Origin of the sequence: Streptosporangium sp. CA-135522 (assembly GCF_050949235.1) — a bacterium.
GTDB lineage: Bacteria > Actinomycetota > Actinomycetes > Streptosporangiales > Streptosporangiaceae > Streptosporangium.
In genome coordinates this window covers 3621611-3645258 of sequence record NZ_CP192026.1, presented here as the reverse complement: position 1 = coordinate 3645258, position 23648 = coordinate 3621611, and the positions used below count along the sequence as shown (strand labels likewise).

Here is a 23648-nt window from a genome sequence, read left to right as displayed (position 1 = left end):
CTCCTGGGTTACCTGGTGGTCCGGCGGATGCGCCCGTCGTACCGTTCTTCGAGGAGGCGGTTGTGCTCGTCGCCACCCTGGGCGTTCGCCGACAGGTACACCGGTGGCCGCACGCCCGACTCCTCCATCCGGCGCACCACCTCGGCCACGATCTGCTGGGCCAGCAGCGCGCCGGTGATGGAGGAGACCCCGCACACGTGGCCGCCGTCGCGCAGCGGGATGATCGCGTCGCCGTACGGCGCGCCGTTGTCCAGCACGATGTCGGCGTGGTCGGCCAGGTGCAGCCCCGACGGGTGCCGGGAGGCCATCCGCCCGGAGTGCTCCGCCGAGGTCACCGCGATCAGCGCGTGGCCTCTGGCCTTGACCAGGGCGGCGAATTCGACGATCGAGCCGTTGACCCCCGAGTTGGACGCGATGACGAAGACATCGCGCGGGTGCGGCGCGGCCAGCTCGTACAGCCGGCGCGCGACGCCGGGATCTCGCTCCAGCAGCGGATCGGTCAGCACGTCCGGCTCGGCGCCACCGCGCAACACGAGGTCGCGCAGCTCGATCCGGTTGGCGGCGACCAGCCCGCCCGCACGGCCGCTCAGCTCCAGGGCGAACGCCTCGGAGTGGCCGCTGCCGAAGGCCTGCAGGACGCCTCCGGCGGTGATGGCCTCGGCGATCAGCGCCGCCGCCTTGTCCACGAGCGGCGCCTGGGACGCGCTCACCCTGGCCATGAGGTCCTGAAGCACGTCCAGATAGGCCGCAGCGGAGACGGAAGACATCGACACCTCGATCAATAGCGATCAATTTTTCTCTGTGGCCGCTAAGATGCGACCAAATCACCCTGATCGTCAAGGGGTTGCGTACGCACGGATTCGCCATTGACGCCGTAACGATGAATAATTATTCTCCGTGAAGCGGATAGGGAGGACCTACATGCAGAGCCCCGTGGAGGGCATCGTCGACCGGATCGCCTCGCTGGCGTCCTCGATGCCCGAGGCCCAGCGCGCCATCGCCGAACTGGTGCTGGCAGATCCCGGCGCGGTGGCCCGCCTGACCATCCTCGACCTGGCCGACCGGTGCGGGGTGTCCACCGGCAGCGTCACCAGGTTGTGCCGGGCGCTCGGCCTGAACGGCTACGCGGAGCTGAGGCTGGCCCTGGCCTCCGACAGCGGCAGGACCCGGGCCGAGCCGTGGAGCGCGAGCATCGGCGCCGACGTGGCCGAGGACGACGGCATCCAGCGCATCGCCGAGGTGGTCTCCGCCGCGATCACTCAGGCCGCCGTCGAGACCGTCTCCCGGCTCGACCTGGAGGCTGCCGACCGGGCCTCCACCATGCTCGCCACCGCCCGCAGGGTGTGGGCGTTCGGCGCGGGAGGCAGCTCCACCGTGGCCTCGGAGCTGCAGCAGCGGCTCTACCACATCGGCGTGCCCGCCTGGACCTCGACCGACACCCACATCGCGCTCAGCGGCGCCGCGCTGCTCGGCCCCGGCGACGTGGTGGTGGCCATCTCGCACAGCGGCCGCACCAAGGAGGTGATCGACCTGGTGACCGAGGCGATGATCCACGGCGCGGCCACCATCGCGATCTGCAACGACCCCGCCTCCCCCCTCGCCGCCCGCGCCGAGCTCACCCTGCTGACCAGGATCCGGCAGACCGGGTTCCGCACCGAGGCGCTGGCCACCCGGCACGGCCAGCTCGCCGTGGTCGACGTGCTGTTCATCGCGGTGGCCCAGCGGACCTTCGAGCAGGCGGGCGAGACCATGGCCGCGGCGCAGCAGGCCGTCCAGCCGTACAAAGAGCAGGGGAACTGATGGACCGGATCGTGGACGTCCGCGCCTACGTGGCCGACTACACCAACCTTCCGCCCGCGGCGGCCGACCCCGCCGACAATGAGGCGTTACGGCAGTGGAAGCGGCGCAAGGTCGCCAGCCCGATGAGCCAGCACGCCGACTTCCGCGACGACCGGATGGCGGCCATCGGGCCCAACTCCCAGCAGACCGTGGTCGTCCAGGTGGAGAGCGCCTCCGGGCACGTGGGCGTCGGCACCACCAACGGCGGGGTGGTCGTCGCCACCCTGGTCGCGCTGCACCTGGCCTACCTCGTGCGAGGCCAGAGCGCCTTCGACCACGAGCGGCTCTGGGACCGGATGTTCAACAGCACGCTGCACTACGGGCGAAAGGGCTTGGCCCTGCACGCCCTCTCCGCCGTCGACCTGGCGATCTGGGATCTGCACGGGCGCATCACGCAGACCCCGGTGCACACCCTGCTCGGCGGCCCGGTGCACGAGTCGGTCGAGCTGTACGCCACCGGTCCGCGGCCCGAGATCGCGCGCAAGCTCGGCTTCTGGGGCGCGAAGATCCCGCTGACCTACGCGCCGGTCGAGGGCGAGGACGGCTTCCGCGCCAACGTCTCCATCGCCGAGCAGGCGCGTGACAGCGTCGGCGCGGATTTCCCGCTCATGTACGACTGCTGGATGTCACTCGACGTCGACTACGCCGCTCGCCTGGGCCACGCCGTCGCGCCGCTCGGCTTCCACTGGATCGAGGAACCTCTGCGGCCCGACGACTACGCCGCCCACCGGCGCCTACGTGACCGCCTGCCGCCGCAGATGACGCTGGCCTCGGGTGAGCACGAGTACACCGCCGCCGGGTTCGGCCTGCTCTGCGAATCGGGGGTGGACCTCCTCCAGCCCGATCCCAACTGGTGCGGCGGGCTCACCGAACTGCGCCGGATCTCGGCGGTCGCCCGAACGAGCGGCGCCCGGCTCATCCCGCACACCGGTGGCCACTACGCCTACCACTTCATCGCGACCCGGCCGGAGCCGCCGCTGGCCGAGTTCGGCATCTTCGCCGGAGACTGCGGCGACCTGGTCCCGCAACATCCCGTCTTCACCGGCGAATCGTTCCCGGTCGACGGCAGGGTGCGGCTGGGCGACGCGCCCGGCTTCGGGCTGGAGCTCGACCCCGCCGTCCCGCTGCACCGCGTCCGGTGACCGTTCGACTGGGTGTGATCGGCCTGGGCTGGTGGGCTCGCTTCGCCCACCTGCCGGCCATCGCCGCCTCTCCCGAGCTCGACCTGGCCGCGGTGTGCGACACCGATCCGCTCCGCGCCTCGCAGGCGGCCGGGGCCTCGGGCGGAGTCCGCGCCTTCACCGACCCGGCCGAGTTGTTCGCCTCCGGCCTGGTCGACGGCGTCGTCATCGCCACGCCGCACGCCACGCACCACGCCCTGGCCCGCGCCGCGCTGGAGGCCGGCATCCACGTCCTGGTCGAAAAGCCCATGGCGACCACCGCCGCGCAGGCATGGGACCTGGTCGCCACGGCCGACCGCGCGGGAGCGCATCTGTCGGTCGGGTACACCGGCCAGTACACGGCCGCCGCCGCACGCGTGCGCGCCGCCGTACAGGAGGAGATCGGCGAGTTGGTCTGCGTCAACGGCGACTTCTCCTCCGCCATGATGGACCTGTTCACCGGTACCTCGTCCTACGGCGACCCCGCCCTCGCCGCGGGTGGGCAGGGCCAGGCCCAGCTCACCCACCTCGTCGGCGCCCTGATCCGCGCGACCGGCCGCCGGGCCGAACAGGTCTTCGCCTACATGGACAACCGCTCGCTGCCCCTCGACGTGGTCAACGCGCTCACGCTCCGCCTCGCCGGCGGCTGCGTGGGCGCGCTGACCGCGACCGGCACCGTGCCCGGCGGCCTGCCGACCAGGCAGCGCCTGCGCTTCTACGGCACCGCCGGCATGGTCGAGCACGACATCCAGTACGGCACCGCCGCCGTCCACCGGCCGGACGGCTCGCAGATCCGCCTGGCTCCCGACCCCAGCCAGACCGCGTGGGCCAGGCACGCTCCCGTCGAGGCGTTCGGAGCACTGGTCGCGGGGCGGGGCGAGAACCACGCGCCCGGCGCGGAAGCCGCCGCGGCGGTGGCCGTGATCGAGGCGGCCTACGAGTCGGCCGAGACCGGCGGCCCGGTCACGATCCACCCCCACCCCGCCGACCGGCGGCGACGGCCGGGCCGGGCGCACGAAGCCGCCTGCGGCGAAGGGACCTGACCGAACCGTAGGGGCGGGCCGCAGGCACCTTCCGCCGGCGACCCCCGAGATCCCTCGGCGGGTCACCGCTCCCGGGGAAGGGGTTACCGCTCCTGGGGAAGGCGGAACATCTCCGACTCCAGCTCGAAGAACCGCCGGGTCCGGCCGAGCGAGGTCATGCCGAGCCTGCGGCAGACCGCCATGGACGCCTCGTTGCCCGGCATCACCAGGGCGTAGACCTCCTCCAGCCCGGAGGCGAAGCCGCGCTCGACCGCGCCGCGGGCCGCCTCGGTGGCGTAGCCGTTCCCCCAGGAGTCGGGGTGGAAGTGCCAGCCCACCTCGACCTCCCCCTCTCCCCCGGGAATCGGCCGAAACAGCACCGTCCCGGCGGCCACCCCGGTGTCGCGCACCTCCACCGCCCAGGACCCGAACCGCCGGTCCCGCTCGTGGAAGGCCCGCCAGCCGTCCACCGCGGGCGCCGCCTCGAAGGTGAAGGGCGGCAGCCAGCGGGTGACCTCCGTTCGGGAATAGAGGTCCGTCATGCGGTCGAGGTCGGCCTGATCGTGGGTCCACTGGCGCACGACCAGCCGGTCGGTCTCGTAAACGGTCATGGAACGACTATCGCCCGGCGGGGTCGCGCCGCGCGTCCCCCGTGAGGCGGATGAGCCTCCCGTCCTCCCGGGGCGCACCTCTCGGGGTGGACCTCCAGAGGCGGAGGCGACCGTCCCGATTCCCATCGTCATCCCCATCGTCCCGAGGCGCACCGCCCGCGGCGGACGCGATCCCCGCCGTCCCGGCGCCCGTCCTCGGGGACGGGCGTGGTGGCGTGTCCCGGCTTCGACCCCGCCTTGAGGAACGGGGCTTGCGGCCAAGACATCGGTCAGGCGGCCGGGAGGTCGGCGACCATGATGGGGGTCGTGGTGGGCTGGTCGGAGCCGCCCGCCGGCTCGACGGTCAGGCCGACCCGGGCGTCCCCGCGCAGCGGGGTGGCCATGATCGGGAGTGTGACTCCGCCGGCGCCCCGCTCCAGCAGCCCGGCCGGCCGGGCCCCGTCGGGGCCCATCAGCCACAGCTCGTAGACCTGGGAGGCGGGCAGCGGGGGCAGCCCTCTCGCGGTGAACACCATCTTCCCCCGGGAGGGGGACATCACCATCGTGCCGGTGCCGCCGGAGGAGACGGGATGGCTGACCGTCCTGGAGTCGGGCGCCGCGATCACCGTCACGATCTGCTGGAGCGCGTCGCGTTCCCGCTGGGCGTCGACGGCGACGACCCCGAGGGCCACCGCGGCGGCGCTCGTCACCGCGGCCAGGCCCGCCACGGCGCGCCCGCGCCAGGAGGAGCGAGGCAGCGGCCGTACGACGGCGCCGAGCCGCGGCTCGACACGGACGTCGAGGAGGGGCGGTTCCTGGCGGACCTCGGCGATCCGCGCCATGACGCGGGCGCGCAGCGCGGCGGGCGGTTCCTCGGCGGCGCCCGTGGCCAGGCGTGCCGCGGTCTCCGACAGGCCTCGCACCTCGACGGCGCAGGCCTCGCACCTGGCCATGTGGTCTTCGAAGAGCGTCACCTCCCGCTCCGGCAGCGCGTGCAGCGCATAGGCGCCGGACAGGGTGTGGAGGTCCTCGTTCATCGTTCCACCCCCATGCAGTCGCGGAGCCGGACGAGCCCGTCGCGCATCCTGGTCTTGATCGTGCCGAGCGGCACCCGGAGCAGCCCCGACACTTCCGGATAGCTGTAGCCACCGTAATAGGCAAGGGTCACGGCCTGCCGTTGGAGATCCGTCAGGCCGCCGAGGCAGCGGCGTACCCGCTCCCCCTCCAGGCGGGTGGTGACCGCCTCGGAGACCTGGTCGTAGGGGATCTCCCCGGACATCCGGGAGACCCTTTCCTCCCGGTCGGCCGAGGCCTGCGCGGACCGGACCCGGTCCACCGAGCGGCGGTGGGCCATGGTCATCACCCACGAAAGGGCGCTGCCGCGTGTCCGGTCGTATCGGGACGCGGTGCGCCACACCTCGACCAGGACCTCCTGTGCCACCTCCTCGGCCTGGGCCCGGTCGCGCACGACCCTGCGGGCGAGCCCGAAGACCGGTCCCGCCAGCAGGTCGTAGACCCGCTCGAAGGCCTGCTCGTGACCGAGCGCCACCTGGGCGAGGAGGTCCTCCAGGCCGGGCTCCGCCCCGGAGGCCAGCGCCTCTGAAGGTTCGCGTTCTGTCCTCACACCTACCTATTCGACACCGGGTGAGGAATGGATTGCCGGGAGAGGTGTTTTCTTCGTGGGCGACCTGTGCCAGTATTTCATTAGGTGATGAATTATGAGTCGGAACACATGCGTGATCGTCGGAGGCGGCCCGGCGGGGGCCGTGCTCGCGCTGCTACTGGCCCGCTCCGGCGTCCAGGTGACGCTGCTGGAAAAGCACGGCGACTTCCTGCGCGACTTCAGGGGCGACACCATCCACCCCTCGACCCTGCAGGTCCTCGACGAGCTCGGCCTGGCCGGGGAGTTCGACCGGCTGCCCCACCGCAAGGCCCGCACCATGTCCATTCGGACCGACGACGCCACGGTGCGGCTCGCCGACCTGTCCAAGCTCCCCGGCCGATACGGCTACATCGCGTTCGTGCCGCAGTGGGACTTCCTCGATCTGGTGACCGGGGCCGCCCAGCGCTGTCCCACCTTCCGCCTCGTCATGAACGCCGAGGTGCACGACGTCATCCGTGAGGGCGACGCGGTGCGCGGGGTCCGCTACCGGGACGCCGACGGCGAGCACGAGCTGCGGGCGACGCTCACTGTGGCCGCCGACGGCCGCCGCTCCGACGTGCGCAGGGCCGCCGGACTCGTCCCGGTGGAGCACGGCGCGCCGATGGACGTGCTGTGGTTCCGGCTGCCGCGCGAGTCCGCCGACCCCGTCGACCCGTTCCTGCGGGTGTCCACCGGTCACATGATGGTGGCCATCAACCGCGAGACCTACTGGCAGCTCGCCTATCTGATCCCCAAGGGCGGCTTCGACGCCCTGCGGTCCCGGGGCGTCGAAGCGCTTCGCGAGCCGGTCGCCAGGCTGCTGCCCTTCCTCAAGGACCGCGTCGGGCTGCTGTCGGGCTTCGACGACGTGAGCATGCTGTCGGTCGCGCTCAACCGGCTGCGCCGCTGGCACCGTCCCGGCCTGCTGGTCATCGGTGACGCGGCGCACGCGATGTCGCCGGTCTTCGGCGTCGGCATCAACCTGGCCGTGCAGGACGCGGTGGCCGCGGCCAACCTGCTGGCCGGCCCGCTCGCCTCCGGAGCCGAGATCCCCGAGTCCCTGCTCGCCAAGGTCCAGCGCCGCCGCATCCCGCCGACGGTGATCACCCAGCTCGCCCAGCGCGTGGTGCAGGACCGGCTGATCCGCCCCGCCCTGTCCGCAGGCGCCAGGCCGATACGGGTATCGCGCGACATTTCCCACCTCCCGCTGATCGGCATCCTGGCACGCCGTTTCATCGGCCTAGGCGTCCGTCCCGAGCATGTGCGGACCTCGGACGGGTCTCACCGTTCATAAAGACGTTCTCAGTCCGTGGACAATCGGGTCGGCTCGCGCACTCGGTTGCAATAACCTGGTATGTCGTGAGCATCAACCTCGATTCCTGGCGGCAGCTGCCCGCGGCGCAGCAGCCCGAGTGGCCCGACCGCGGCGAGCTGGACAAGGTCGTCACCGAACTGCAGGGGCTGCCGCCCCTGGTCTTCGCGGGGGAGTGTGACAACCTCAAGGCGAACCTGGCGGCGGTGGCGCGGGGCGAGGCCTTCGTGTTGCAGGGCGGCGACTGCGCCGAGACGTTCGCCGGGGCGACCGCGGACGACGTGCGCAACAAGCTGAAGACGCTGCTGCAGATGGCGATCGTGCTCACCTACGCGGCGAAGGTGCCGGTCGTGAAGATCGGCCGGATGGCCGGGCAGTTCGCCAAGCCCCGTTCCAAGGGCACCGAGGTGCGCGACGGCGTGGAGCTGCCGGCCTACCGGGGCGACATGGTCAACGGCTTCGCCTTCACCCCCGAGTCCCGTGTGCCCGACCCCTGGCGGCTGCTGCGCGCCTACCACTCCTCCGCGGTGACCCTCAACCTGGCCCGCGCCTTCACCAAGGGCGGCTACGCCGACCTGCGCCAGGTGCACGCCTGGAACCAGGACTTCGTGAGCGAGTCCCCGGCCGGCAAGCGCTACGAACAGCTCGCCCGCGAGATCGACCAGGCGCTCGCCTTCATGCGCGCCTGCGGGGCCGAGCCGGAGGAGTTCCACAGCGTGGAGTTCTACTCCTCCCACGAGGCGCTGATCCTCGACTACGACCGGGCCCTCACCAGGATCGACTCCCGCACCGGCGAGCCGTACGACGTGTCGGCGCACATGGTGTGGATCGGCGAGCGCACCCGCCAGCTCGACAGCGCGCACGTGGAGTTCTTCTCCCGGATCCGCAACCCGATCGGCGTCAAGCTCGGCCCGACGACCACCCCGGAGGAGGCTCTCGCGCTGATCGAGAAGCTGAACCCGGACAACGAGCCCGGGCGGCTGACGTTCATCACCCGGATGGGCGCGTCGAAGATCCGCGAGCACCTCCCCTCGCTGGTGGAGAAGGTCACCGCGAGCGGCGCCCAGGTCGCCTGGGTCTGCGACCCCATGCACGGCAACACCTTCGAGGCGCCCAGCGGCCACAAGACCCGCCGCCTGGACGACGTCCTGAACGAGGTGGCGGGCTTCTTCGAGGTGCACCGCGAGCTCGGCACCCACCCGGGCGGCATCCACATCGAGTTCACCGGTGACGACGTCACCGAGTGCGTGGGCGGCGGCGCGGAGATCGTCGAGGACGACCTGGCGTTGCGCTACGAGACGGCCTGCGACCCGCGCCTGAACCGAAGCCAGTCTCTGGACCTGGCCTTCCGGGTGGCGGAGCTCTACCGTTCGGTCTGAGCCGCCCCGCGACCCGTCAAGGGGGTCCACACGTGCGAAAGCCCCGCGCCGTCACTGGCAGCGGGGCTTTTCCGATCCGGCTTCAGTTGTTCTGGACGCCCATCTCGTTCGCGAGCTCGGCTCGGATCGCGTCCATGTCGAGCGCGCGGACCTGACCGATCAGATCCTCCAGGGCCGGCTCGGGCAGCGCGCCGGGCTGGGCGAAGACGACGATGCCGTCACGGATGGCCATGATGGTCGGGATCGAAGTGATCTCGAAGCCCTGGGCCAGTGCCTGCTCGGCCTCCGTGTCGATCTTGCCGAACTTGATGTCGCCGTGCTTCTCCGACGACTTCTCGAAGATCGGCCCGAACGTGCGGCACGGTCCGCACCAGGCCGCCCAGAAGTCCAGCAGGACGATTCCGTCGTCGGCGATTTCGTTGAAGTTCTTCTCGGTTACCTCAATGGTCGCCACCGGTGGCTCCTCTAGTCGTTCGCGTCTGTACGGCTGGCATAACCATTTCCCGGCTTCAAGCATTCCATCCCGCACCGGCCGCGAAACGGGCCGGCGCCGGCCGATCGGCCGCCGCCGGCCCGGCACCCCGATCCGGCCGCTCAGGGCGGATCGGGGCCGGTGCGGTTTGACCCGGTTCTGCCGGAGTTGACCAGAGCCGGTCCGGTACGGCTAGCGTCCGCCGGGCAGGGTGAGCCCGATGACCACGGGGTCGTGGTCGGAGGAGCGGAAGGCGTCAGGCCGGTAGAGGCCCGGCGGGTTGTATTCGGTGTTGTAATCGAGGATCCGGCTCTCGTCTGTGTTCTACTTTGCGATGGATTTACCGTCGCATGGGGTCTCCCCGGTTCAGATGAACCGGGCATGAGCACAGGAGAACCGTTGCCTCCGCGTAAGCAAGCTCTACGATCCGCCGTGATGAGCGTCACGGACGGCACCCGAGCCTTGATCGTGATCCGCCTGTCCAACATGACGGACACGACTACGAGCCCACAGCGCCAGCGGGAGATCTGCGAGAAGTACTGCACAGCGAACGGCCTCACGATCGTCGGCCATGCGGAGGACCTTGACGTCTCCGCGACTGAGTACGCTCCCTGGGATCGCCCCGAGCTTGGGGAGTGGATGAGAGATCGGGCAGCCCAGTTCGATGTCATGGTCTTCTGGCGAGCGGACCGACTTGTCCGCAACGCCGGGGACCTTACCCAGATGGCCGACTGGGCACGAAAGCACGGCAAGCGGCTGATCTCGGCCACAGAACCCAACTTCGATGTCATCACGGCGACCGGCGAGGGCATCGCAACCATCCAGGCCGTGTTCGCCCGCATGGAGTCAGAGGCCACGCGAGCGCGCGTGATGAGCGCCAAGGATGCTCGCCGTAAAGCGGGCAAGTGGAACGGCTCCAGCGCCCCGTATGGCTACTCACCCGTACCGGCAGACGACGGAGGATTCCGGCTTGAGCCTGACGAGAACTCCAAGCGGATTCTCGAATGGGCTGATGCCGTGATCGCCGGTAAGTCGCGTGTGTCCATCGTGGAGGAACTGAGGGCGACCAAGGTCCCTACTCCTGCGGACGTCAACAACATGCGCGTGGGGAGGTCACCCAAGGGAAACGTCTGGACCCTCCAGGCGGTGACCAAGATCCTGACATCTCGAATCTTGACTGGGGAAACGGTTCACAACGGGGAAGTGCTCCGGGACGACAGGGGAGCGCCAATCCTCCGCACCACTCCCATCATGAGCCGGGAGAAGTGGCAACGTCTTCAGGATGCGATCAACGACAATGTTCGTGGCCAGAAGCGCACTCAGCGCAAGAATGCTTCCCTCCTTCTCCGCGTCGCGTTCTGCCGGTGCGGAGAGCCTTTGTACACAAAAAAGTCAACAAACAAGTACAACAAGACAGACTATTACGTCTGCTACGGCCGCCAGACCGGGAATTGCGACGCGCTTTACATCCGGAAGGATCTGCTTGAACAGTATGTAGAGGCCTCCCTTCTCGACCATCTTGCAGATGAAGAGGTAAAGAAGGCAGTCCACGTTCCTGGCGAAGATCACACCTCAGAGCTTGCCGACGTCGCCGAACTCATGCGGAAGACCCGGGAGGAACGACGCAAGGGGCATTACGACTACCCTGGCGGCGAAGAAGACTTTGAAAATGAGATCAACGCCCTAGTCAAGCGGCGTAAGTACCTGGCCTCCCTACCACACCGAGAAGCCCGAACCGAATACTTGCCCACAGGCGAGAAGTTCCGCGATTTCTGGAGGCGGCTCACTCAGGAAGAGAAGGGTGTGTATCTCCGAGAGGTTGAGTACAAGGTCTATGTCACCGAGATGAGCAAGCGAATGAACAACATCCACGTGACCTGGGGCGTGACTTTCGAGGCCATGCTTGAAGTGGCCTCAAGACGCCCCTGAGTGCAGGAACATCTATCTAAGGCCCCCGCTAACGGCGGGGGCCGACTTTCCCCTAACTGCAAGGAATCAAGTTGAGCCCTGATATACAGTCCCGCCGCTTGCTCACAGCGGAGTACGACAACAAAGTGTTGTTTGAACGGATGCTCTTTGATGAGTTCGGACGGGAGATTCTTCCCCACTTCGACAGGCCAGAGAACGCGCGCAAAGCGCTCTTGCTCGCCCTCGCGATCGTTCGCCACATCAATGGAGCCAGCGGGTTTACCCACATCGGCTTGGCCACGGTTGCCCAAGACTTGGGATACACAGGAAATGATCACAAGTTCAGAGCAAGCCTGAACATCCTCTTGGCTCTGGGGTTCTTCACCCAAGACGGCAATGTGAAGCGGGCACCCAAGATTCGCATGTCCCTCCCTGAGCATCTACGGGAGAAGTATCAGGAGGACTTCCAAGACAGCATTGGGGCTGAATTGATCACTGCCACAGACAAGGCGGCGGAGCGAAACGGGAAGGTCTCGCCTCCGGCGAACTACTACAACGGCGATCCCTTCAACCACCCGACTGAAGAGCCCGTCTGATGCCCGCCGTAGCGGGCACTAAGTTAAGAGTTGAAAGTTAGAAGCCCGAAGGGCGAAGAGAGAAGTAGGAAGCTCCAAGCCTGAAGCTTGGAGCCTTCTACGGTGTAGGTCATCAGGTTGCCCCTGGCTCTCATGAGCCCAGTTAGTTACTTCAGACACTTTTACAGTGCCCACGGTTCAGGCCGTGGGCTCTACCCAGAGTGACCGTTAGGTCTGTACTGGTCCGTTGGGTGACTCAGGCCGCCCCCCTCACGGGCGGCCGGTGAGCACACATCGTTAGGAGAAGACATCCACCGTTACGAAGATGGTCACCTCACCCGTCTCCTCAACTGTCCGCACTGCGGCAAGTTGGCCAAAGAAACCAGAAAGCTTGGCGAAGGACGGCCCGGAGCATGGCGCGAGTACTGCTCTACAGAGTGCTTCAGGGAGGCGAAGCGGCTACGGGATCGGGAGCATGCCCGTCGTAGCTATCGCCGTCGAAAAGGCCTGTGCCTGATCTGTGGCTCCAAGATGAGCCCCGACATGGTGGAGCACTGCTCAGATGAATGCTGGGATAGCTCGTATGAGCTGTTGACGCTGATGGCGTAGGCGTCAGTTCTCCAGGGGTGTCTAGCACAATTGTTGGACGAGACTGTCTAATAGTAAGTGAGAGAAGAACGTAAGGGCTCTCCTCTCGATACCTCATTTAAGGCCCTCGGCCACTTTCAGGCCGGGGGCCTTTCGCATGCCTACCTACCGCTTGGAGACCTACACATGATCACTGTTGACCAGTTCTCGGATATGACGGCCAAGGAAGTTCTCGCCGCCTGGCGAGAGAACCGCCTTGACTCTGAGATTCAGATTGTGGCGGTTAACGGACCGCTGGATGACCCCAAGTCCATCACGTACTGGGCTCCCACGGTACACGGCTGGAAGATCTGACCCGCACTACTCAAGCACTGACGTTCGACAGTTCCTCCCTGAAAGAGTTGATGCCCTGATGGCAGTTTTCCCCGCTACTGGTAATACCGAGATCGCGTCGTTCATTCCTGAGGTCTGGTCGGCACTACTGATGGTTCCTCTCTCCGAGGAACTCGTTCTTGCCTCTGGTCTCTGTACGAACCGGGACTTTGATGACGAGATCCATGGGTTCGGTGATCGGCTCCACATTAACGCGCTGACCCGCCCGACCATTGTTGACTACACCCGAAATGCTGATGTTCAGCCGGAGTTCGTGGAGACCGACAAGCAGACCCTTGTCATTGATCACGGTAGGGCGTTCGCCTTCATCCTGGGGGACCTGGACAAGGTCCAGCAGGCAGCCTACGAGACCGGTAAGCCCGACCCGATCGGCATCGCCACCGATGAGGCGATGCAGGGCCTTAGGGTCGCTGCTGACTCCTATGTTGGCGTGAAGGTGCTTGAGGGGGCTCTCCCTGCTAACAAGAAGGTTTTCAAGGCCACCGGGGCGACCCCCGGTGACCCGTTCAATGCGCTCGTTGACTATGGCGTCATTCTCGACAACAGTGATATTCCCGCCAAGGGCCGATTTGCTGTTGTCCGCCCTGAGGTTAAGGCCCTCATGCTGAAGCATGAAAAGTTCATCGCCAGCTCCTACGGCTCTGCTGAGCCGATCCAGAACGGTGTCATTGGCAGTCTCGCCGGGTTCACCGTTGCGTCCACTCCGCATCTCCCGGTCGGGGTGAACATGGTTGTTGGCTCCCCGGTGGCGACCACCTACGGTGACCAGCTCACCAAGCTGGAGGCCCTCAGGCACCCCACCAAGTTCGGCGACGTGGTGCGCGGCCTTCACGTTGCCGGTGCCAAGGTGGTCCGCCCTGAAGCTCTGATCATCGCCTCTGAAGCCTGACGGCCGCATTGAGCCCCCAATCCCCTCAAGGATTTGGGGGCTCTTTCTTTGTTTTCACGAAAAGGGAAGACGAATGACGGAATTCGGCCCGGAAGGGCAACAGCTCTGGAAGTTTGTTACTGACGAATTCGACCTACCGGAAGACAAGCTCACGCTTCTACGCCGCGCCTGTCACACCGCCGACATTTGCAGCCGTCTGGAGGCGGAGATTGCATCAGGAGATGTCATCACTCTTGCGGGTAACGGTACGGCGATCGTGAACCGCGCCCTCACCTCGCACCGGCAGGCCAGCGAAACCCTGTCCAAGCTCATCAAGTCCCTGGAGCTTCCAGCGCCGGATGAGGACAGTTGAGAGGCAACAATCACACCTATCAGGATCGCCAGAATGGCCGGTTCGCGAGCGGGAAGAAGAAACAAGGGAGGGTTTTACGCCGTACGACGGTGATTGCACATGTCGAATGCGCGTGCAGGAACGAGGCTGGTCACGACGTCACCTGTGATCTCTATTACGCCAGCGGGCAATTTCATGCGGATGTCTCACGAATCATGTCCGAGCACTGTAAGCCCATAGATTGCCGTGTTCCGCAGGGCTTCCAGCCCTGCCCCATGTGTGACGCCTAGGTGTTTGATTATTTCTTTGCGGGCCGCATTAAAAAGTTTCACCGTACGGGGCCGGCGGAGGGAGCACTCCCCTGGCGGGGGTCTTCGCTGCTTAACATAGTGACTACCCCAGGGGCTCTAACTAACAATGCCTGATGAGGTGCGGTGCATAACTTTCCGAGCGGCCTTCCGTGCGGCTACCAACTAACGAACTAAGTGGCGTTTGTTAGTTGACAGAAGAAACTCAAATGGTTTAGCTTCCTCCTCGCTGGCTCCGATTCAACCGAGTAACGAACTGACTCGGGACTGAGAGACCAGCCTCAGACATAGACCAGCCCCAACGCGCTTCAGTTTGGCGACCGGACACGTTGGGGCCAGCAGAGGAAGGCTACCAAGCCCATGTCCAGCAATGCGCCTGTCATCTCCAACGCTGCGTTCTCCGGACTGTTCGGACGCATCACCAACGCCCTGGACACCTACACCGAGGGGTCCAAGGTCGGTGTACTCGTCTCCCTGATGTCGGGGTTCTCCGCCTACGCCGGCCACGGGCCGACCGTGGAGACTGGCAAGGGGGACAGTCCCCTTGCCCTCTGGACTGTCCTGGTTGGTCCGTCTGGCCGTGGCCGGAAGGGCACGGCTACCTCTCTGGCCATGAGGGTGCTCTCTCAGGCATTCAACACCTTCCACGATGACGCCGTGATCTACGGCCTGCCCGCTACCGGTTTGGGCTACATCACCGAGCTTTCCGACCGCGCCGAAGGCGGCACGGCCACCCCTGTCCAGTTCATCGAGGAAGAGGGGGACAGCTTCATCGCCAACGCCCGGCGAGACACCAAGGTCGGGGTCTACCTCCGCAAGTCCTGGGATGCCCAGACGATCGCGCACAAGACGAAGCAGGATGACCTTCGGGTCCGTCGCCCGCACGTCGGCGTGATCATGCATTGCCAGCCGAGGAACTGGGCGGCGATCAGCGGCACGAAGGACGCCACCGGCGGCACCTACAACCGGTTCCTGCCGGTGTGGGTTCAGCAGTCCAAGACGCTGCCGGTGTTCGAGGCGTCCAACGCCTCTGAGGTGATCCGGGCGGCGGCCCGAGAACTGCGCAACGCTGCCGACTACGCCCGACAGGTGGACAGCGTCATCGTGCCCCGACACGTCGCCGAGACCTTCGAGGCCAAGCACCGTCCGATCATTGAAGCCATGATCTCCTCTGAGGAGATGAGCCAGTACGCCGAACGCGCCATGGCGTACATGATCCGCTTGGCTGCGCTGTATGCCCTGTCAGAGCGCCGAGATGAAGTGAGCGAAGCTGACTTTGATGCTGCCCTTGCCCTGGTCTCCTACAGCATCGAGACGATCGCCTACATCCTGCCGCAGGCGGACACCTCCGAAGAGGCGTCCATGACCATCAAGGTTGAGGCGTTCATCCGAGAGGCCGAAAACACCGGCCGGACGGCCACCGAAATCTACCGGGCGTTCAACATCAAGGCCAGTGACCTTCATGGCATCGTGGCCGAGCTGGACACGATCACGGTCGTGAAGGGCGAGAGTGTCAAGGGCAGGGGCGGGCGTCCCAGCGTCCGCTACATCTACACCGGTGAGCCCGCCGAGACCTTCGAGGATGAGGACATCGCAGAAGGCGACATCGTTGAGGACACCGACGACGGATGCGAAGAAACGAACGTCGCCGAAGAAACCCCCACCCTGCTGGCTCCCCTCACGGTCGCAGCGAACGAAGAAACGAACCCGAAGACCCTCGAAGACCAGGTTTTTTCACCAGTCACGGTGTGCCCGCTGATCCTGTCCGAAGATGAGTGGGAGGCGTTCGACGCCGAGACCGTCACCGCCTCCCCGGCCTCTGCCAAGGCCACACCGGTCACGGTGAACCCGGACCTGCCCCGTGGGGTCGAAGCGTTGCGCGCCATGCTCGACGGCACGGCCACCACGCCGAAGCCCGTTGAGATCCCTGCGACCGTAGAGCCTGCCCCGGCCATGCCGGTGGGCGTTGACGCCCTGCGCGCCCTGCTGAGTCAGGCAACCCCGACCACCGCCACCGTGGCCAAGACCACCCCTCCGGCGGCTGCGGTCTCTGCGGTGCCCCTGGTCCTCTTCCAGGCCCCGACAAGTGAAGGCGTCGCCGCCTAACCCTTCCCAACGACAGAACCCCTGGCCGCTGCGCCGGGGGTTCTTCATGTTTCAGAGGTACGTCATCTCCCGAGCGGTGTACGTGATTTCCGAGACATACAGCAGTCCCTGCCGTGCTTGATGGCTCAGAATTGTTAATCGCCACGTCTCCTTAATCAGGCACCTTTGTCCAGGTATCCTTGTCCAGATAAATCGCTATGGCAAAAATAGTAGTAAAAGCGGGAATTGCAACCTGCGGAACCCATACATGGGGCCAGATTGCCCACAAATAAGCTGCTATAACTATCGCGTATGCTACAATAAATAAATGGCGATTTTTTATTGGCGCTAAAACTGCCGCAAGTAAAGGTAGGATGACGAACGTTGAGGCTGGGGCCACCCATTCTGGTTGAGAATATCGCCACTCATCTATTTTGGCATAAAAATTTCCCTTTTCTTCCTTGCTTGCTTTGGATGTAGGAGGTGGACTTTTGGGGGATGGCGTATGGGTGGGCCTGCTGACTGGCAACATCGAAGGCGAATAGGTGGCGGTGGGCGGTGATGTCTTACCTGTAGTTTCCTCTTTGTTTATACGGTAATCAAGAAAGGCAATGACGGCTGCTATCGAGGCGATCAGTAGTCCTAGTACGGCAGCGATTTCGGCCGCCACGGTGAGACGAGGGCGGCGCTTATCGGAGCTTTCTGCCACCTGCACTCCTGGCGAGTAGTTACCGTGATCTTGGTTCAGCGCTACATGGCGACACCATGAACAACGAAACACTACTCGGGAATGTCCCCGTTCGGGGGCTAGGGGCATAAAAGCCCAGCTATCTGAGGTAGACCACTTCCCTGGAGTTGTCCAGTGGACATCTAGAACCTGGTGGAATGCACTCTGTACTCGCTTGTGAGGCCCCGCCCACTGCGGACGTAGCCGCCTAACCTCACCAACCACACACCGCCCCCGGCCCGCAGGCCGGGGGCATGTGGGGTTTCAGGAGTACGTCACTTGCCGACCGGTGTACGTGATTTCCCAGACGTACTACGGCTCCGGCCGTCCCGCTTCGTGCGGACTCTCGGCAAGGGGGTGGACGTAGGGAGAAAGTGGGCGGTCCCTGCCAATGGCAGGGACCGCACCCGACCCCGCTTGCAAGAGACACAGTTTCTTACATCGCTCCCTCCAGTTCTTACATCGCTCCCTCCAGGCGACGGGATCGGGACCTCCGGTAGAGCGCGCCTTGCCTACCGGAGGGGCTTACGCCCCAACAGGGGTCGGAGAGCGGACGCCGTGTCACCGGGGAAGGTGGTGATGCGTCCGCGCCCCTGTCGGGGAGTCTCAGGAGTTGCGCCAGGAGTCCCAGCGCCATGGCCGCCAGCCGTTGCGCCAGTCCTCCACGAAGGACCACGCGAGGTAGCCCGCAATGATGAGGAAGATCGGGCCAGTGACGTAGTGGCCGGCGATTCCTCTCGGGTCGGGGATCACTGAAGGTCTCCCGTGGTCAGCGGCGGCTCGCCCCGGCTGTCGGCGGTGTAGCTCACCTGTAAGCGCATCATCGCGCCGTCCACGAGCCTGCCTAGCTCGCCCAGATCCCGGAGCATCCGTTGACGTTCTGCCCGTTCCCATGCAGTTATGACGCCCGGTAGCTCCTGGGGTGTTTGGGCCGTGAGCATGACTTCCTGGCCGTTGACTCTCCGGGTGGCCAGCTTGCCGATGATGTCCCAGTCACTCACCGACACGGCTATCCCTCCAGTCCGGCGCGATCAGCCACGCCACCCGTACGGCTAGGCACTCCATCTCAAGCTCATGGAAGGTCGCGGCGGTCGCGTCGGCGGGAGCGCTCGCGGGGGTGCCCGTGCGGCGGGCTTCAAAGGTGCCGTCCGGGTGTTCGGTCACGTCGAACTCCGGGATCTCCCGCGTCACGTGGCGTCCTTCGGCATCGCGGCGAGGATCAGATCCACCACCGCGCCCGGCGCGTCTGGGCTCACCTGCTGGCAGCCGACCCCGACCGTGGGAAGGGAGACCAGGAAGTAGCCGGAACGTTCCCCCAGGGTCACCGTCGCTATCTCCCAGCCGTTGTGGCTGTGGGCCACCAGCTCGATGCGGTCACTTCGTGGGAATGGGTTGGGGCGATCGCCGTACAGGCGAAGTTCCACGTGGTGAGCGAAGGACGTACGTACCCCTTGTGCGTTCACCAGCTCCGCGAGGTGACGCAACGCTTCGGGGGGCTCTTGCCCAGTAGGGTTCGCTGTTTCGTCGCGCTCGTGTTCCCCGGTGCGGGGCTCTGCTGCTGTCTGTCCGGTCGCCATGCCTACGACCGTAGAAACGGCGGACCTGCCCCCTCAACGAGTGTGCTCGAACTTGCTCGTTATCACTGGAGTGCGGTGATAGCAGCCGCGATCAGTTGGCGGGCCTGCCCGCCGTACACGGCCATGTCAGCCATGCGGTTGAAGCCTCTGATGTACTGGGCCACCTCTGACGGCTGGCTCACGTTCACCTCTGCCGTCAGTAGTTCCACCTGCACAAGGGAATCGTCGAAGATGTTGAACGCCTCTACCGGCCAGATCTGGCGGCCAGCGGCCAGCGGGATCACACCGAGCGACACCGAGGGCAGCGACATGACGGCGAGCAGGTGTCCAAGCTGCCCCGCCATTACCCCCGGGTCGCCGATGCGGCACCGGAGCACCCACTCCTCCACCAGCACCCCGAAGCGGTGATCACCCTCGTACAGGAATCGCGAACGGGCTACCCGCGCCGCCACGGCCTCCGTCACGTCATTCGGTGTCTCCCGGAATTCGGCGATGGACGACAGCAGAGCCCCGGCGTACGCGGGTGTCTGGAAGAGGCCGGGTATTACGTTGGAGCAGTAGACACGGAAATGCCGGACCGGGGCGTACATCTGCATCTTGGACTCTTGGAGCTGACGCAGGCCCGTTCGCTGCAGCCGCTTCCACTCCACATACATCAGGTCAGCCGCCCGAGAAGCGGCGATCAGCTCTGTTGCCTGATCCTCAGCCCCGCACGCATCGCACCATGCTCTGATGTCAGCCTCAGACGGCACGGTGCGGGCGTGTTCGATCTTCGATGCCTTCGACTCATGCCACCCTGCCGCCTTCGCGATCGCGCGGGCGGTCAGACCCGCGTCGAGACGGATCTCACGAAGGCGCTGGGCAATGCCCTGGCGTGCCCGTTGGGCGCTGGAAGACGGCGAGGTGCGCATGTGCGAAGGATCAGACGAGCTTGTATTCCGAGTGGTCCACGGCCCGTTCCCATATGGCCTCGAACGCTGTGAGGCACAGCTTGACCAGGGCCGGGTCTTCGGTCAGCTCCTCGCCAAGGTAATGCCCCTCGCCGTCGAAGAATCCGAAGCGGACCAGATGGTCATCGAAGACCCAGAAGTCGTTACCGGGCAATGCCAGGTCAGATGCCTGTCGGCGGGGGAGCCAACGCACCGATTCCCCGGCGGTGATGTTCATGGAGTCGGTGACTGAGTGCTCGAAGCGGATGTAGTCGGTCACCGGCTCCGAGACGACGCGGGCTCGCCTCACGTGAACACCCCGGCTGCGGGCGTCGCCGATGAGGCGGTGCCAGTCGCGTTCACGCTCCGTGCGGTCGTAGGGCGGCCCGCCCTGCCAGGAGATGAACGAGGGGTCGTCCGGGACGTAGGTGTCGCGCATCTCCAGGTGGACCGCTGAATGCCGTGCGGTGGCCAGCATTTCATCAAACGTCATCAGCGGCTCCACCACACGCCTCCATCAGGAGCTTTGCCATACGTCGCGGGACGCGAACGATCTTCTCATTGTCAGGGATGGGGCTACGGGCCGCGACCTGTGCCAGGTCCGCGTGATCCATTACTTCCCATCCCTGGATCACGATGCTGCCATCTTTCTCGTCTACCCAGACCGAGGGACAGTTGTTGCCGTCGGTGCCTGGGTCGATGCCGATGAACCGTAGCGTCATGGTCTCCTCCAGTGCTGCGAGTGTGCTCCGACTTGCTTGGATGCGAGCCTGACCCAGGCAGAGAAGGGCGTCAAGCAGTTCGGCGAACCCCGCAATTTCATGCTCCAGAAAGGGAGCTCGTTAATGGGCTAGCACGGAGCAGCGGCCATGCCAAGACCGAGGTCCTTCTTGCTCGCGGGGCTTACAGGAGCGTCTTGGCGTACTCGACAGCCTGACTGAACGTGCTCCGCTCCGCTTGTGGGGCAGCGTCCCACACAGCACCGTCTACCGGTGCACTGTCGGATACCAAGACAAGAAGCCGGGCAATCTCTCGGATTGCGTCGTCAGATGCTTCCTGAATGGCCAAGGCATCTGCGGCATCGCACACGCCGTCGAACGAGAGATCAGGCCGCTTGCTGACAGCCCTTAAGCCCCTCCGGAGGAGCGCCACATCTGGTGTGTCAGGGTCCAAGGACAGCCGTGCAAGCACATCAAGGGGAAGATCCAGGACACGCGCAGCGTGATCTATGTCTTCATCCACACACGCCTTGGCGGCTTCCTTTAGTTCCTCCCCCAACTGATCGGCCACGGCACGCATCGCGCGGTACATGTGACTGAGGGAACGAACCCGCTCCGCTGGAGTCAGCGGAGCGAGATCCCTTGTGAACGATTCAATGTCCACGCTTAGCGCTTACCTCCGGGGAGAGTGAGGCCGATGACCACGGGGTCATGGTCAGAGGCTCTGAAGGCGTTGGGTTCGTGCAGGTCATCCCGGTGACCTTGACCTATCGCACTCAGGAATCTAGCCTCGTCGGCGTTGATGTGCCAGATCGTCGCGCTGGTCACCCGCTTGAGCAGCTCCTTGCCGGCCAGGGCGTGGTCCAGCTCTCCGCTCTGGCCGTCGAAGAGGTAGCTGTAGCGCAGCGGCGCGGGGACGAACCTCTTGGTCACGCTGGTCAGGCCGCCGGCCTCCAGGGTGTCGATCGGGTCCTCCTCGCCATAGGCGTTGAGGTCGCCCAGCACCAGCGGGTTGGGCGGCTTCAGGGTGTCGATCAGGTCCAGCGTCGCCTTCGCCTGGCGGACGCGTTCGCCGTTGTAGCAGCTCTGGCCGTCGCCCTGATCGGCGTCGGGACCCGTGGCGTCGGCGTCGCAGCCCTTCGACTTGAAGTGGTTGACGATCATCGTGAACGGCTGGCCGCCCTGGACCCGGCGGAAGGTCTGGATCAGCGGGGGCCGCCGGAAGACCGGATCGGTGGAGGACTGGGCCGCGCCGACGAGCTGGAGCCTGCCGGGCTTGTAGATCATCGCCACGTGGATCAGGTCCGTACCGGGATAGGGGTGGCCGAGCGCCGCGTAGGTGCCCGCCCCCACCTCGGCGTTGAGCGCGTCGACCAGGGCCTGGAGCGCGGTCTGGCCGTTGTTCTGGACCTCCATCAGGCCGACCACGTCGGCGTCCATGCCCTTCAGCGCCGCGACCAGCTTGGCGAGCTGGCGTCGCTGCTCCTCGGCGTTGTTCGCGCCGCGCGAGCCCAGGGTGGTGAACCAGTTGAGGGTGTTGAAGCTGGCCACCTTGACGTTGCCGACGACCGGGAACGGGACGGGCAGGCGCGGGTTGGTCCGCAGGAAGTCGATCGATTTGGTCGGCTGGAGCCGATACTTGCCGAAGCCGTACCCCAGGACGCCGGTTACGCCGAACGCGGTGTCGCCCAGCCGGACCGCGCGCGGGTCGGTGTAGGGGATGACCGTGGGGTTCTCCCTGGTGGAGCCGTCGTCGACGAGCAGGCTGCGGCGCGCGTTCACGGCGGTGTCCGCGCCCGGCCGGTCGGTGGGCTGGAACAGGCGGCCCTCGGAGGAGACGGTGATCTCACCGAAACGGCCCAGGTTGTAGTGGTCGCTGACGGTGAGCGGCTCGGGGAAGGTGACGAGCATGCTCTCGACCGGCTCGAACGTCACGCCTTCGGCGCGGGGCAGGCTCTGCCGCGCCGGGGTGACGGCGCCCGTGCCGCAGACGTCCACCACGGTGACCGGCGACAGCTCGGTCCAGCCGTTGAACTCCACGACCTTGCCGGTGACCAGCACCCGGTCACCGGCCTTGACGTCCTTGAACGAGCTGCGGGCGAAGGCGAACAGCCCCTCGGAGGTGGCCGGGTCGTCGTCCGGGGTCGGATCCTGGAGGAAGAACCCGCTGAGCTGGTCCGTCTCCTGGAAGTCCCCGGTCACGACGCCCTCGACCCGGACGGTCCGGCCGGCCAGCGGGCTGACGTCACCGCCGCCCTGCACCTGAGCGATCTGGTGGGTGGCCGGGGTCTCGCACGGCTCTCCCGGCGGGGTCGGCGTGGGGGTCGGGGTCGGGGTCGGGGTCGGCTCCACGGTGGGGGTGGGCGTGGGCTCCACCGTCGGGGTTGGGGTGGGGGTGGGGGTGGGCTCGACGCCGCCGCAGGGCGCCGGGGTGGTGGCCCGGTTGCGCGGCGCGGGGGCCGCGGCCTCCAGGTCGGCGCCGTTGGCGTCGGTGTCGGCGCAGCCGTGGTCCTTGCGCACGCCCGCCGTGGCGGTGGACAGAGCCGGGGCGGCGGTGCCCTCGAAGTAGTTCGCCGTGCCGTACCCGACGAGATCGGCGATCAGTGCCGTCTGCTCGGCCGTGCAGGGGATGGAACCGCCGTTGCAGGCCAGCCCCTCCGCCGAGCGCGCCAGGACGACCTTGCCGGCGGTGCCGCTCATGTTGATGGCGCCGGTGGTGTCCGGCGCGGGCAGCGGCGACCCGTTGGCGCCGCCGGCGAGCTGGACCAGGTGATACTGGCCGGGCGCAAGCGTGCCGGACAGGGCCACGACCGGGTTGGCGCCGAAGGCACCGGTGCCGGTGGCGCTGCCGTACTGGACGGACCACCCGTCCAGCGCGACGGGCGCGGGTCCCCGGTTGAACAGCTCGACGAAGTCGCTGGCGAGCGGGGCGCCGCTGTTGCCGCCACCGCCGTAGAGCTGGCTGATGACGACGGTGCCAGGCTCGGCCAGGGCGGGGGCTGAGGCGAGGGCCGTGATGCCGGCGGCGGCGACGCCGACGGCGGCGAGGGCGGCGATCGCCCTGGATAAAGCGCGCATGACCGGGAGCGTAGAGCTCCATGGATCTGCGGACACTTACCTATAAGTGGATAGAGAGTGAAATCGGTAAATCTTGACACTTCATGTCGATCGGACGGCATGAGATATGGCTTGCCTTGACCTAG

At 66.2% G+C, this 23648-nt stretch carries 26 protein-coding genes; 11 read left to right on the top strand and 15 right to left on the bottom strand.

What is annotated here, in order from left to right:
* Positions 1 to 8: 8 nt before the first annotated feature.
* Positions 9 to 767, bottom strand: coding sequence for a sugar isomerase domain-containing protein (locus tag ACQPYK_RS17180; protein ID WP_433256341.1), 759 nt, complete (start codon positions 765 to 767; stop codon positions 9 to 11).
* A 154-nt stretch (positions 768 to 921) separates the two neighbouring features.
* Between ACQPYK_RS17180 and ACQPYK_RS17175 the strand changes: the two genes are divergently transcribed.
* From ACQPYK_RS17175 to ACQPYK_RS17165, 3 genes are read left to right on the top strand one after another with little or no spacing between them, the layout of a single operon-like run.
* Entirely contained in the window at positions 922 to 1800 is an 879-nt protein-coding gene (locus ACQPYK_RS17175; RefSeq protein ID WP_433256340.1) for a MurR/RpiR family transcriptional regulator, read from the top strand.
* On the top strand, positions 1800 to 2981 hold the full coding sequence (gene rhmD, locus ACQPYK_RS17170; protein ID WP_433256339.1) for an L-rhamnonate dehydratase: 1182 nt from the start codon (positions 1800 to 1802) through the stop codon (positions 2979 to 2981). Before ACQPYK_RS17175 ends, rhmD begins: the two co-directional genes overlap by 1 nt.
* Entirely contained in the window at positions 2978 to 4042 is a 1065-nt protein-coding gene (locus tag ACQPYK_RS17165; RefSeq protein WP_433256337.1) for a Gfo/Idh/MocA family protein, read from the top strand. The genes rhmD and ACQPYK_RS17165 overlap by 4 nt, the downstream gene beginning before the upstream one ends.
* Before the next feature lie 83 nt (positions 4043 to 4125).
* Here ACQPYK_RS17165 and ACQPYK_RS17160 read toward each other — a convergent pair whose 3' ends face one another.
* From ACQPYK_RS17160 to sigK, 3 genes are all read right to left on the bottom strand, one after another.
* Complete coding sequence (locus ACQPYK_RS17160) at positions 4126 to 4632, bottom strand: GNAT family N-acetyltransferase (RefSeq protein WP_433256335.1); 507 nt, start codon at positions 4630 to 4632, stop codon at positions 4126 to 4128.
* A 269-nt stretch (positions 4633 to 4901) separates the two neighbouring features.
* Complete coding sequence (locus ACQPYK_RS17155; RefSeq protein WP_433256334.1) at positions 4902 to 5648, bottom strand: anti-sigma factor; 747 nt, start codon at positions 5646 to 5648, stop codon at positions 4902 to 4904.
* Positions 5645 to 6235, bottom strand: a complete 591-nt coding sequence (sigK, locus tag ACQPYK_RS17150) for an ECF RNA polymerase sigma factor SigK (protein ID WP_433256333.1) — start codon at positions 6233 to 6235, stop codon at positions 5645 to 5647. Before sigK ends, ACQPYK_RS17155 begins: the two co-directional genes overlap by 4 nt.
* A 94-nt stretch (positions 6236 to 6329) precedes the next feature.
* Between sigK and ACQPYK_RS17145 the strand changes: the two genes are divergently transcribed.
* On the top strand, positions 6330 to 7547 hold the full coding sequence (locus ACQPYK_RS17145; RefSeq protein ID WP_433256331.1) for an FAD-dependent oxidoreductase: 1218 nt from the start codon (positions 6330 to 6332) through the stop codon (positions 7545 to 7547).
* A gap of 65 nt (positions 7548 to 7612) precedes the next feature.
* On the top strand, positions 7613 to 8944 hold the full coding sequence (locus ACQPYK_RS17140; protein ID WP_433256329.1) for a class II 3-deoxy-7-phosphoheptulonate synthase: 1332 nt from the start codon (positions 7613 to 7615) through the stop codon (positions 8942 to 8944).
* Between the two features lie 82 nt (positions 8945 to 9026).
* Here ACQPYK_RS17140 and trxA read toward each other — a convergent pair whose 3' ends face one another.
* Positions 9027 to 9398: a thioredoxin gene (gene trxA, locus ACQPYK_RS17135; protein WP_433256327.1), complete on the bottom strand. Its 372-nt coding sequence runs from the start codon at positions 9396 to 9398 to the stop codon at positions 9027 to 9029.
* A gap of 453 nt (positions 9399 to 9851) precedes the next feature.
* On the opposite strand from trxA, the gene ACQPYK_RS17130 reads away from it, so the two are divergent.
* From ACQPYK_RS17130 to ACQPYK_RS17105, 6 genes are all read left to right on the top strand, one after another.
* A complete protein-coding gene (locus ACQPYK_RS17130; RefSeq protein ID WP_433256325.1) occupies positions 9852 to 11345 on the top strand; it encodes a recombinase family protein in 1494 nt (497 codons plus the stop codon).
* Between the two features lie 98 nt (positions 11346 to 11443).
* Complete coding sequence (locus tag ACQPYK_RS17125) at positions 11444 to 11920, top strand: hypothetical protein (RefSeq protein WP_433256323.1); 477 nt, start codon at positions 11444 to 11446, stop codon at positions 11918 to 11920.
* A 753-nt stretch (positions 11921 to 12673) separates the two neighbouring features.
* Positions 12674 to 12841, top strand: a complete 168-nt coding sequence (locus ACQPYK_RS17120; RefSeq protein ID WP_433256322.1) for a hypothetical protein — start codon at positions 12674 to 12676, stop codon at positions 12839 to 12841.
* A 58-nt stretch (positions 12842 to 12899) separates the two neighbouring features.
* A complete protein-coding gene (locus tag ACQPYK_RS17115; protein ID WP_433256320.1) occupies positions 12900 to 13769 on the top strand; it encodes a hypothetical protein in 870 nt (289 codons plus the stop codon).
* A gap of 73 nt (positions 13770 to 13842) precedes the next feature.
* Positions 13843 to 14121 (top strand): hypothetical protein, encoded by a 279-nt coding sequence (locus ACQPYK_RS17110; RefSeq protein ID WP_433245358.1) that lies wholly within the window; start codon positions 13843 to 13845, stop codon positions 14119 to 14121.
* Between the two features lie 647 nt (positions 14122 to 14768).
* Complete coding sequence (locus ACQPYK_RS17105; protein WP_433256319.1) at positions 14769 to 16514, top strand: DUF3987 domain-containing protein; 1746 nt, start codon at positions 14769 to 14771, stop codon at positions 16512 to 16514.
* 151 nt (positions 16515 to 16665) lie between these two features.
* On the opposite strand, the gene ACQPYK_RS17100 is transcribed toward ACQPYK_RS17105, so the two are convergent.
* The 10 genes from ACQPYK_RS17100 to ACQPYK_RS17055 form a co-directional block, all read right to left on the bottom strand.
* On the bottom strand, positions 16666 to 17202 hold the full coding sequence (locus ACQPYK_RS17100) for a hypothetical protein (RefSeq protein ID WP_433256318.1): 537 nt from the start codon (positions 17200 to 17202) through the stop codon (positions 16666 to 16668).
* Between the two features lie 624 nt (positions 17203 to 17826).
* On the bottom strand, positions 17827 to 17973 hold the full coding sequence (locus ACQPYK_RS17095; RefSeq protein WP_433256317.1) for a hypothetical protein: 147 nt from the start codon (positions 17971 to 17973) through the stop codon (positions 17827 to 17829).
* Positions 17970 to 18221 (bottom strand): hypothetical protein, encoded by a 252-nt coding sequence (locus ACQPYK_RS17090; RefSeq protein ID WP_433256316.1) that lies wholly within the window; start codon positions 18219 to 18221, stop codon positions 17970 to 17972. Before ACQPYK_RS17090 ends, ACQPYK_RS17095 begins: the two co-directional genes overlap by 4 nt.
* Positions 18214 to 18411 carry a hypothetical protein gene (locus ACQPYK_RS17085; protein ID WP_433256315.1) on the bottom strand — a complete coding sequence of 66 codons (198 nt, stop codon included), beginning with the start codon at positions 18409 to 18411 and terminating at the stop codon, positions 18214 to 18216. The genes ACQPYK_RS17090 and ACQPYK_RS17085 overlap by 8 nt, the downstream gene beginning before the upstream one ends.
* On the bottom strand, positions 18408 to 18644 hold the full coding sequence (locus tag ACQPYK_RS17080; RefSeq protein ID WP_433256314.1) for a hypothetical protein: 237 nt from the start codon (positions 18642 to 18644) through the stop codon (positions 18408 to 18410). Before ACQPYK_RS17080 ends, ACQPYK_RS17085 begins: the two co-directional genes overlap by 4 nt.
* Positions 18645 to 18859: 215 nt before the next feature.
* Positions 18860 to 19708 carry a helix-turn-helix domain-containing protein gene (locus tag ACQPYK_RS17075; RefSeq protein ID WP_433256312.1) on the bottom strand — a complete coding sequence of 283 codons (849 nt, stop codon included), beginning with the start codon at positions 19706 to 19708 and terminating at the stop codon, positions 18860 to 18862.
* A 10-nt stretch (positions 19709 to 19718) separates the two neighbouring features.
* Entirely contained in the window at positions 19719 to 20219 is a 501-nt protein-coding gene (locus tag ACQPYK_RS17070; RefSeq protein ID WP_433256311.1) for a DUF6879 family protein, read from the bottom strand.
* Positions 20209 to 20448: a hypothetical protein gene (locus ACQPYK_RS17065; RefSeq protein ID WP_433256310.1), complete on the bottom strand. Its 240-nt coding sequence runs from the start codon at positions 20446 to 20448 to the stop codon at positions 20209 to 20211. Before ACQPYK_RS17065 ends, ACQPYK_RS17070 begins: the two co-directional genes overlap by 11 nt.
* Positions 20449 to 20629: 181 nt before the next feature.
* Positions 20630 to 21037, bottom strand: a complete 408-nt coding sequence (locus ACQPYK_RS17060; protein WP_433256309.1) for a hypothetical protein — start codon at positions 21035 to 21037, stop codon at positions 20630 to 20632.
* Between the two features lie 74 nt (positions 21038 to 21111).
* Positions 21112 to 23523: an ExeM/NucH family extracellular endonuclease gene (locus tag ACQPYK_RS17055; RefSeq protein WP_433256307.1), complete on the bottom strand. Its 2412-nt coding sequence runs from the start codon at positions 23521 to 23523 to the stop codon at positions 21112 to 21114.
* Positions 23524 to 23648 lie beyond the last annotated feature (125 nt).

What these genes read in the sequence shown, in the direction of transcription:
- ACQPYK_RS17180 (WP_433256341.1), bottom strand. Translation starts at nt 767, where the DNA reads ATGTCTTCCGTCTCCGCTGCGGCCTATCTGGACGTGCTTCAGGACCTC.
- ACQPYK_RS17175 (WP_433256340.1), top strand. Translation starts at nt 922, where the DNA reads ATGCAGAGCCCCGTGGAGGGCATCGTCGACCGGATCGCCTCGCTGGCG.
- rhmD (WP_433256339.1), top strand. Translation starts at nt 1,800, where the DNA reads ATGGACCGGATCGTGGACGTCCGCGCCTACGTGGCCGACTACACCAAC.
- ACQPYK_RS17160 (WP_433256335.1), bottom strand. Translation starts at nt 4,632, where the DNA reads ATGACCGTTTACGAGACCGACCGGCTGGTCGTGCGCCAGTGGACCCAC.
- ACQPYK_RS17155 (WP_433256334.1), bottom strand. Translation starts at nt 5,648, where the DNA reads ATGAACGAGGACCTCCACACCCTGTCCGGCGCCTATGCGCTGCACGCG.
- ACQPYK_RS17145 (WP_433256331.1), top strand. Translation starts at nt 6,330, where the DNA reads ATGAGTCGGAACACATGCGTGATCGTCGGAGGCGGCCCGGCGGGGGCC.
- ACQPYK_RS17130 (WP_433256325.1), top strand. Translation starts at nt 9,852, where the DNA reads ATGAGCGTCACGGACGGCACCCGAGCCTTGATCGTGATCCGCCTGTCC.
- ACQPYK_RS17120 (WP_433256322.1), top strand. Translation starts at nt 12,674, where the DNA reads ATGATCACTGTTGACCAGTTCTCGGATATGACGGCCAAGGAAGTTCTC.
- ACQPYK_RS17115 (WP_433256320.1), top strand. Translation starts at nt 12,900, where the DNA reads ATGGCAGTTTTCCCCGCTACTGGTAATACCGAGATCGCGTCGTTCATT.
- ACQPYK_RS17110 (WP_433245358.1), top strand. Translation starts at nt 13,843, where the DNA reads ATGACGGAATTCGGCCCGGAAGGGCAACAGCTCTGGAAGTTTGTTACT.
- ACQPYK_RS17105 (WP_433256319.1), top strand. Translation starts at nt 14,769, where the DNA reads ATGTCCAGCAATGCGCCTGTCATCTCCAACGCTGCGTTCTCCGGACTG.
- ACQPYK_RS17075 (WP_433256312.1), bottom strand. Translation starts at nt 19,708, where the DNA reads ATGCGCACCTCGCCGTCTTCCAGCGCCCAACGGGCACGCCAGGGCATT.
- ACQPYK_RS17070 (WP_433256311.1), bottom strand. Translation starts at nt 20,219, where the DNA reads ATGACGTTTGATGAAATGCTGGCCACCGCACGGCATTCAGCGGTCCAC.
- ACQPYK_RS17065 (WP_433256310.1), bottom strand. Translation starts at nt 20,448, where the DNA reads ATGACGCTACGGTTCATCGGCATCGACCCAGGCACCGACGGCAACAAC.
- ACQPYK_RS17060 (WP_433256309.1), bottom strand. Translation starts at nt 21,037, where the DNA reads ATGTACCGCGCGATGCGTGCCGTGGCCGATCAGTTGGGGGAGGAACTA.
- ACQPYK_RS17055 (WP_433256307.1), bottom strand. Translation starts at nt 23,523, where the DNA reads ATGCGCGCTTTATCCAGGGCGATCGCCGCCCTCGCCGCCGTCGGCGTC.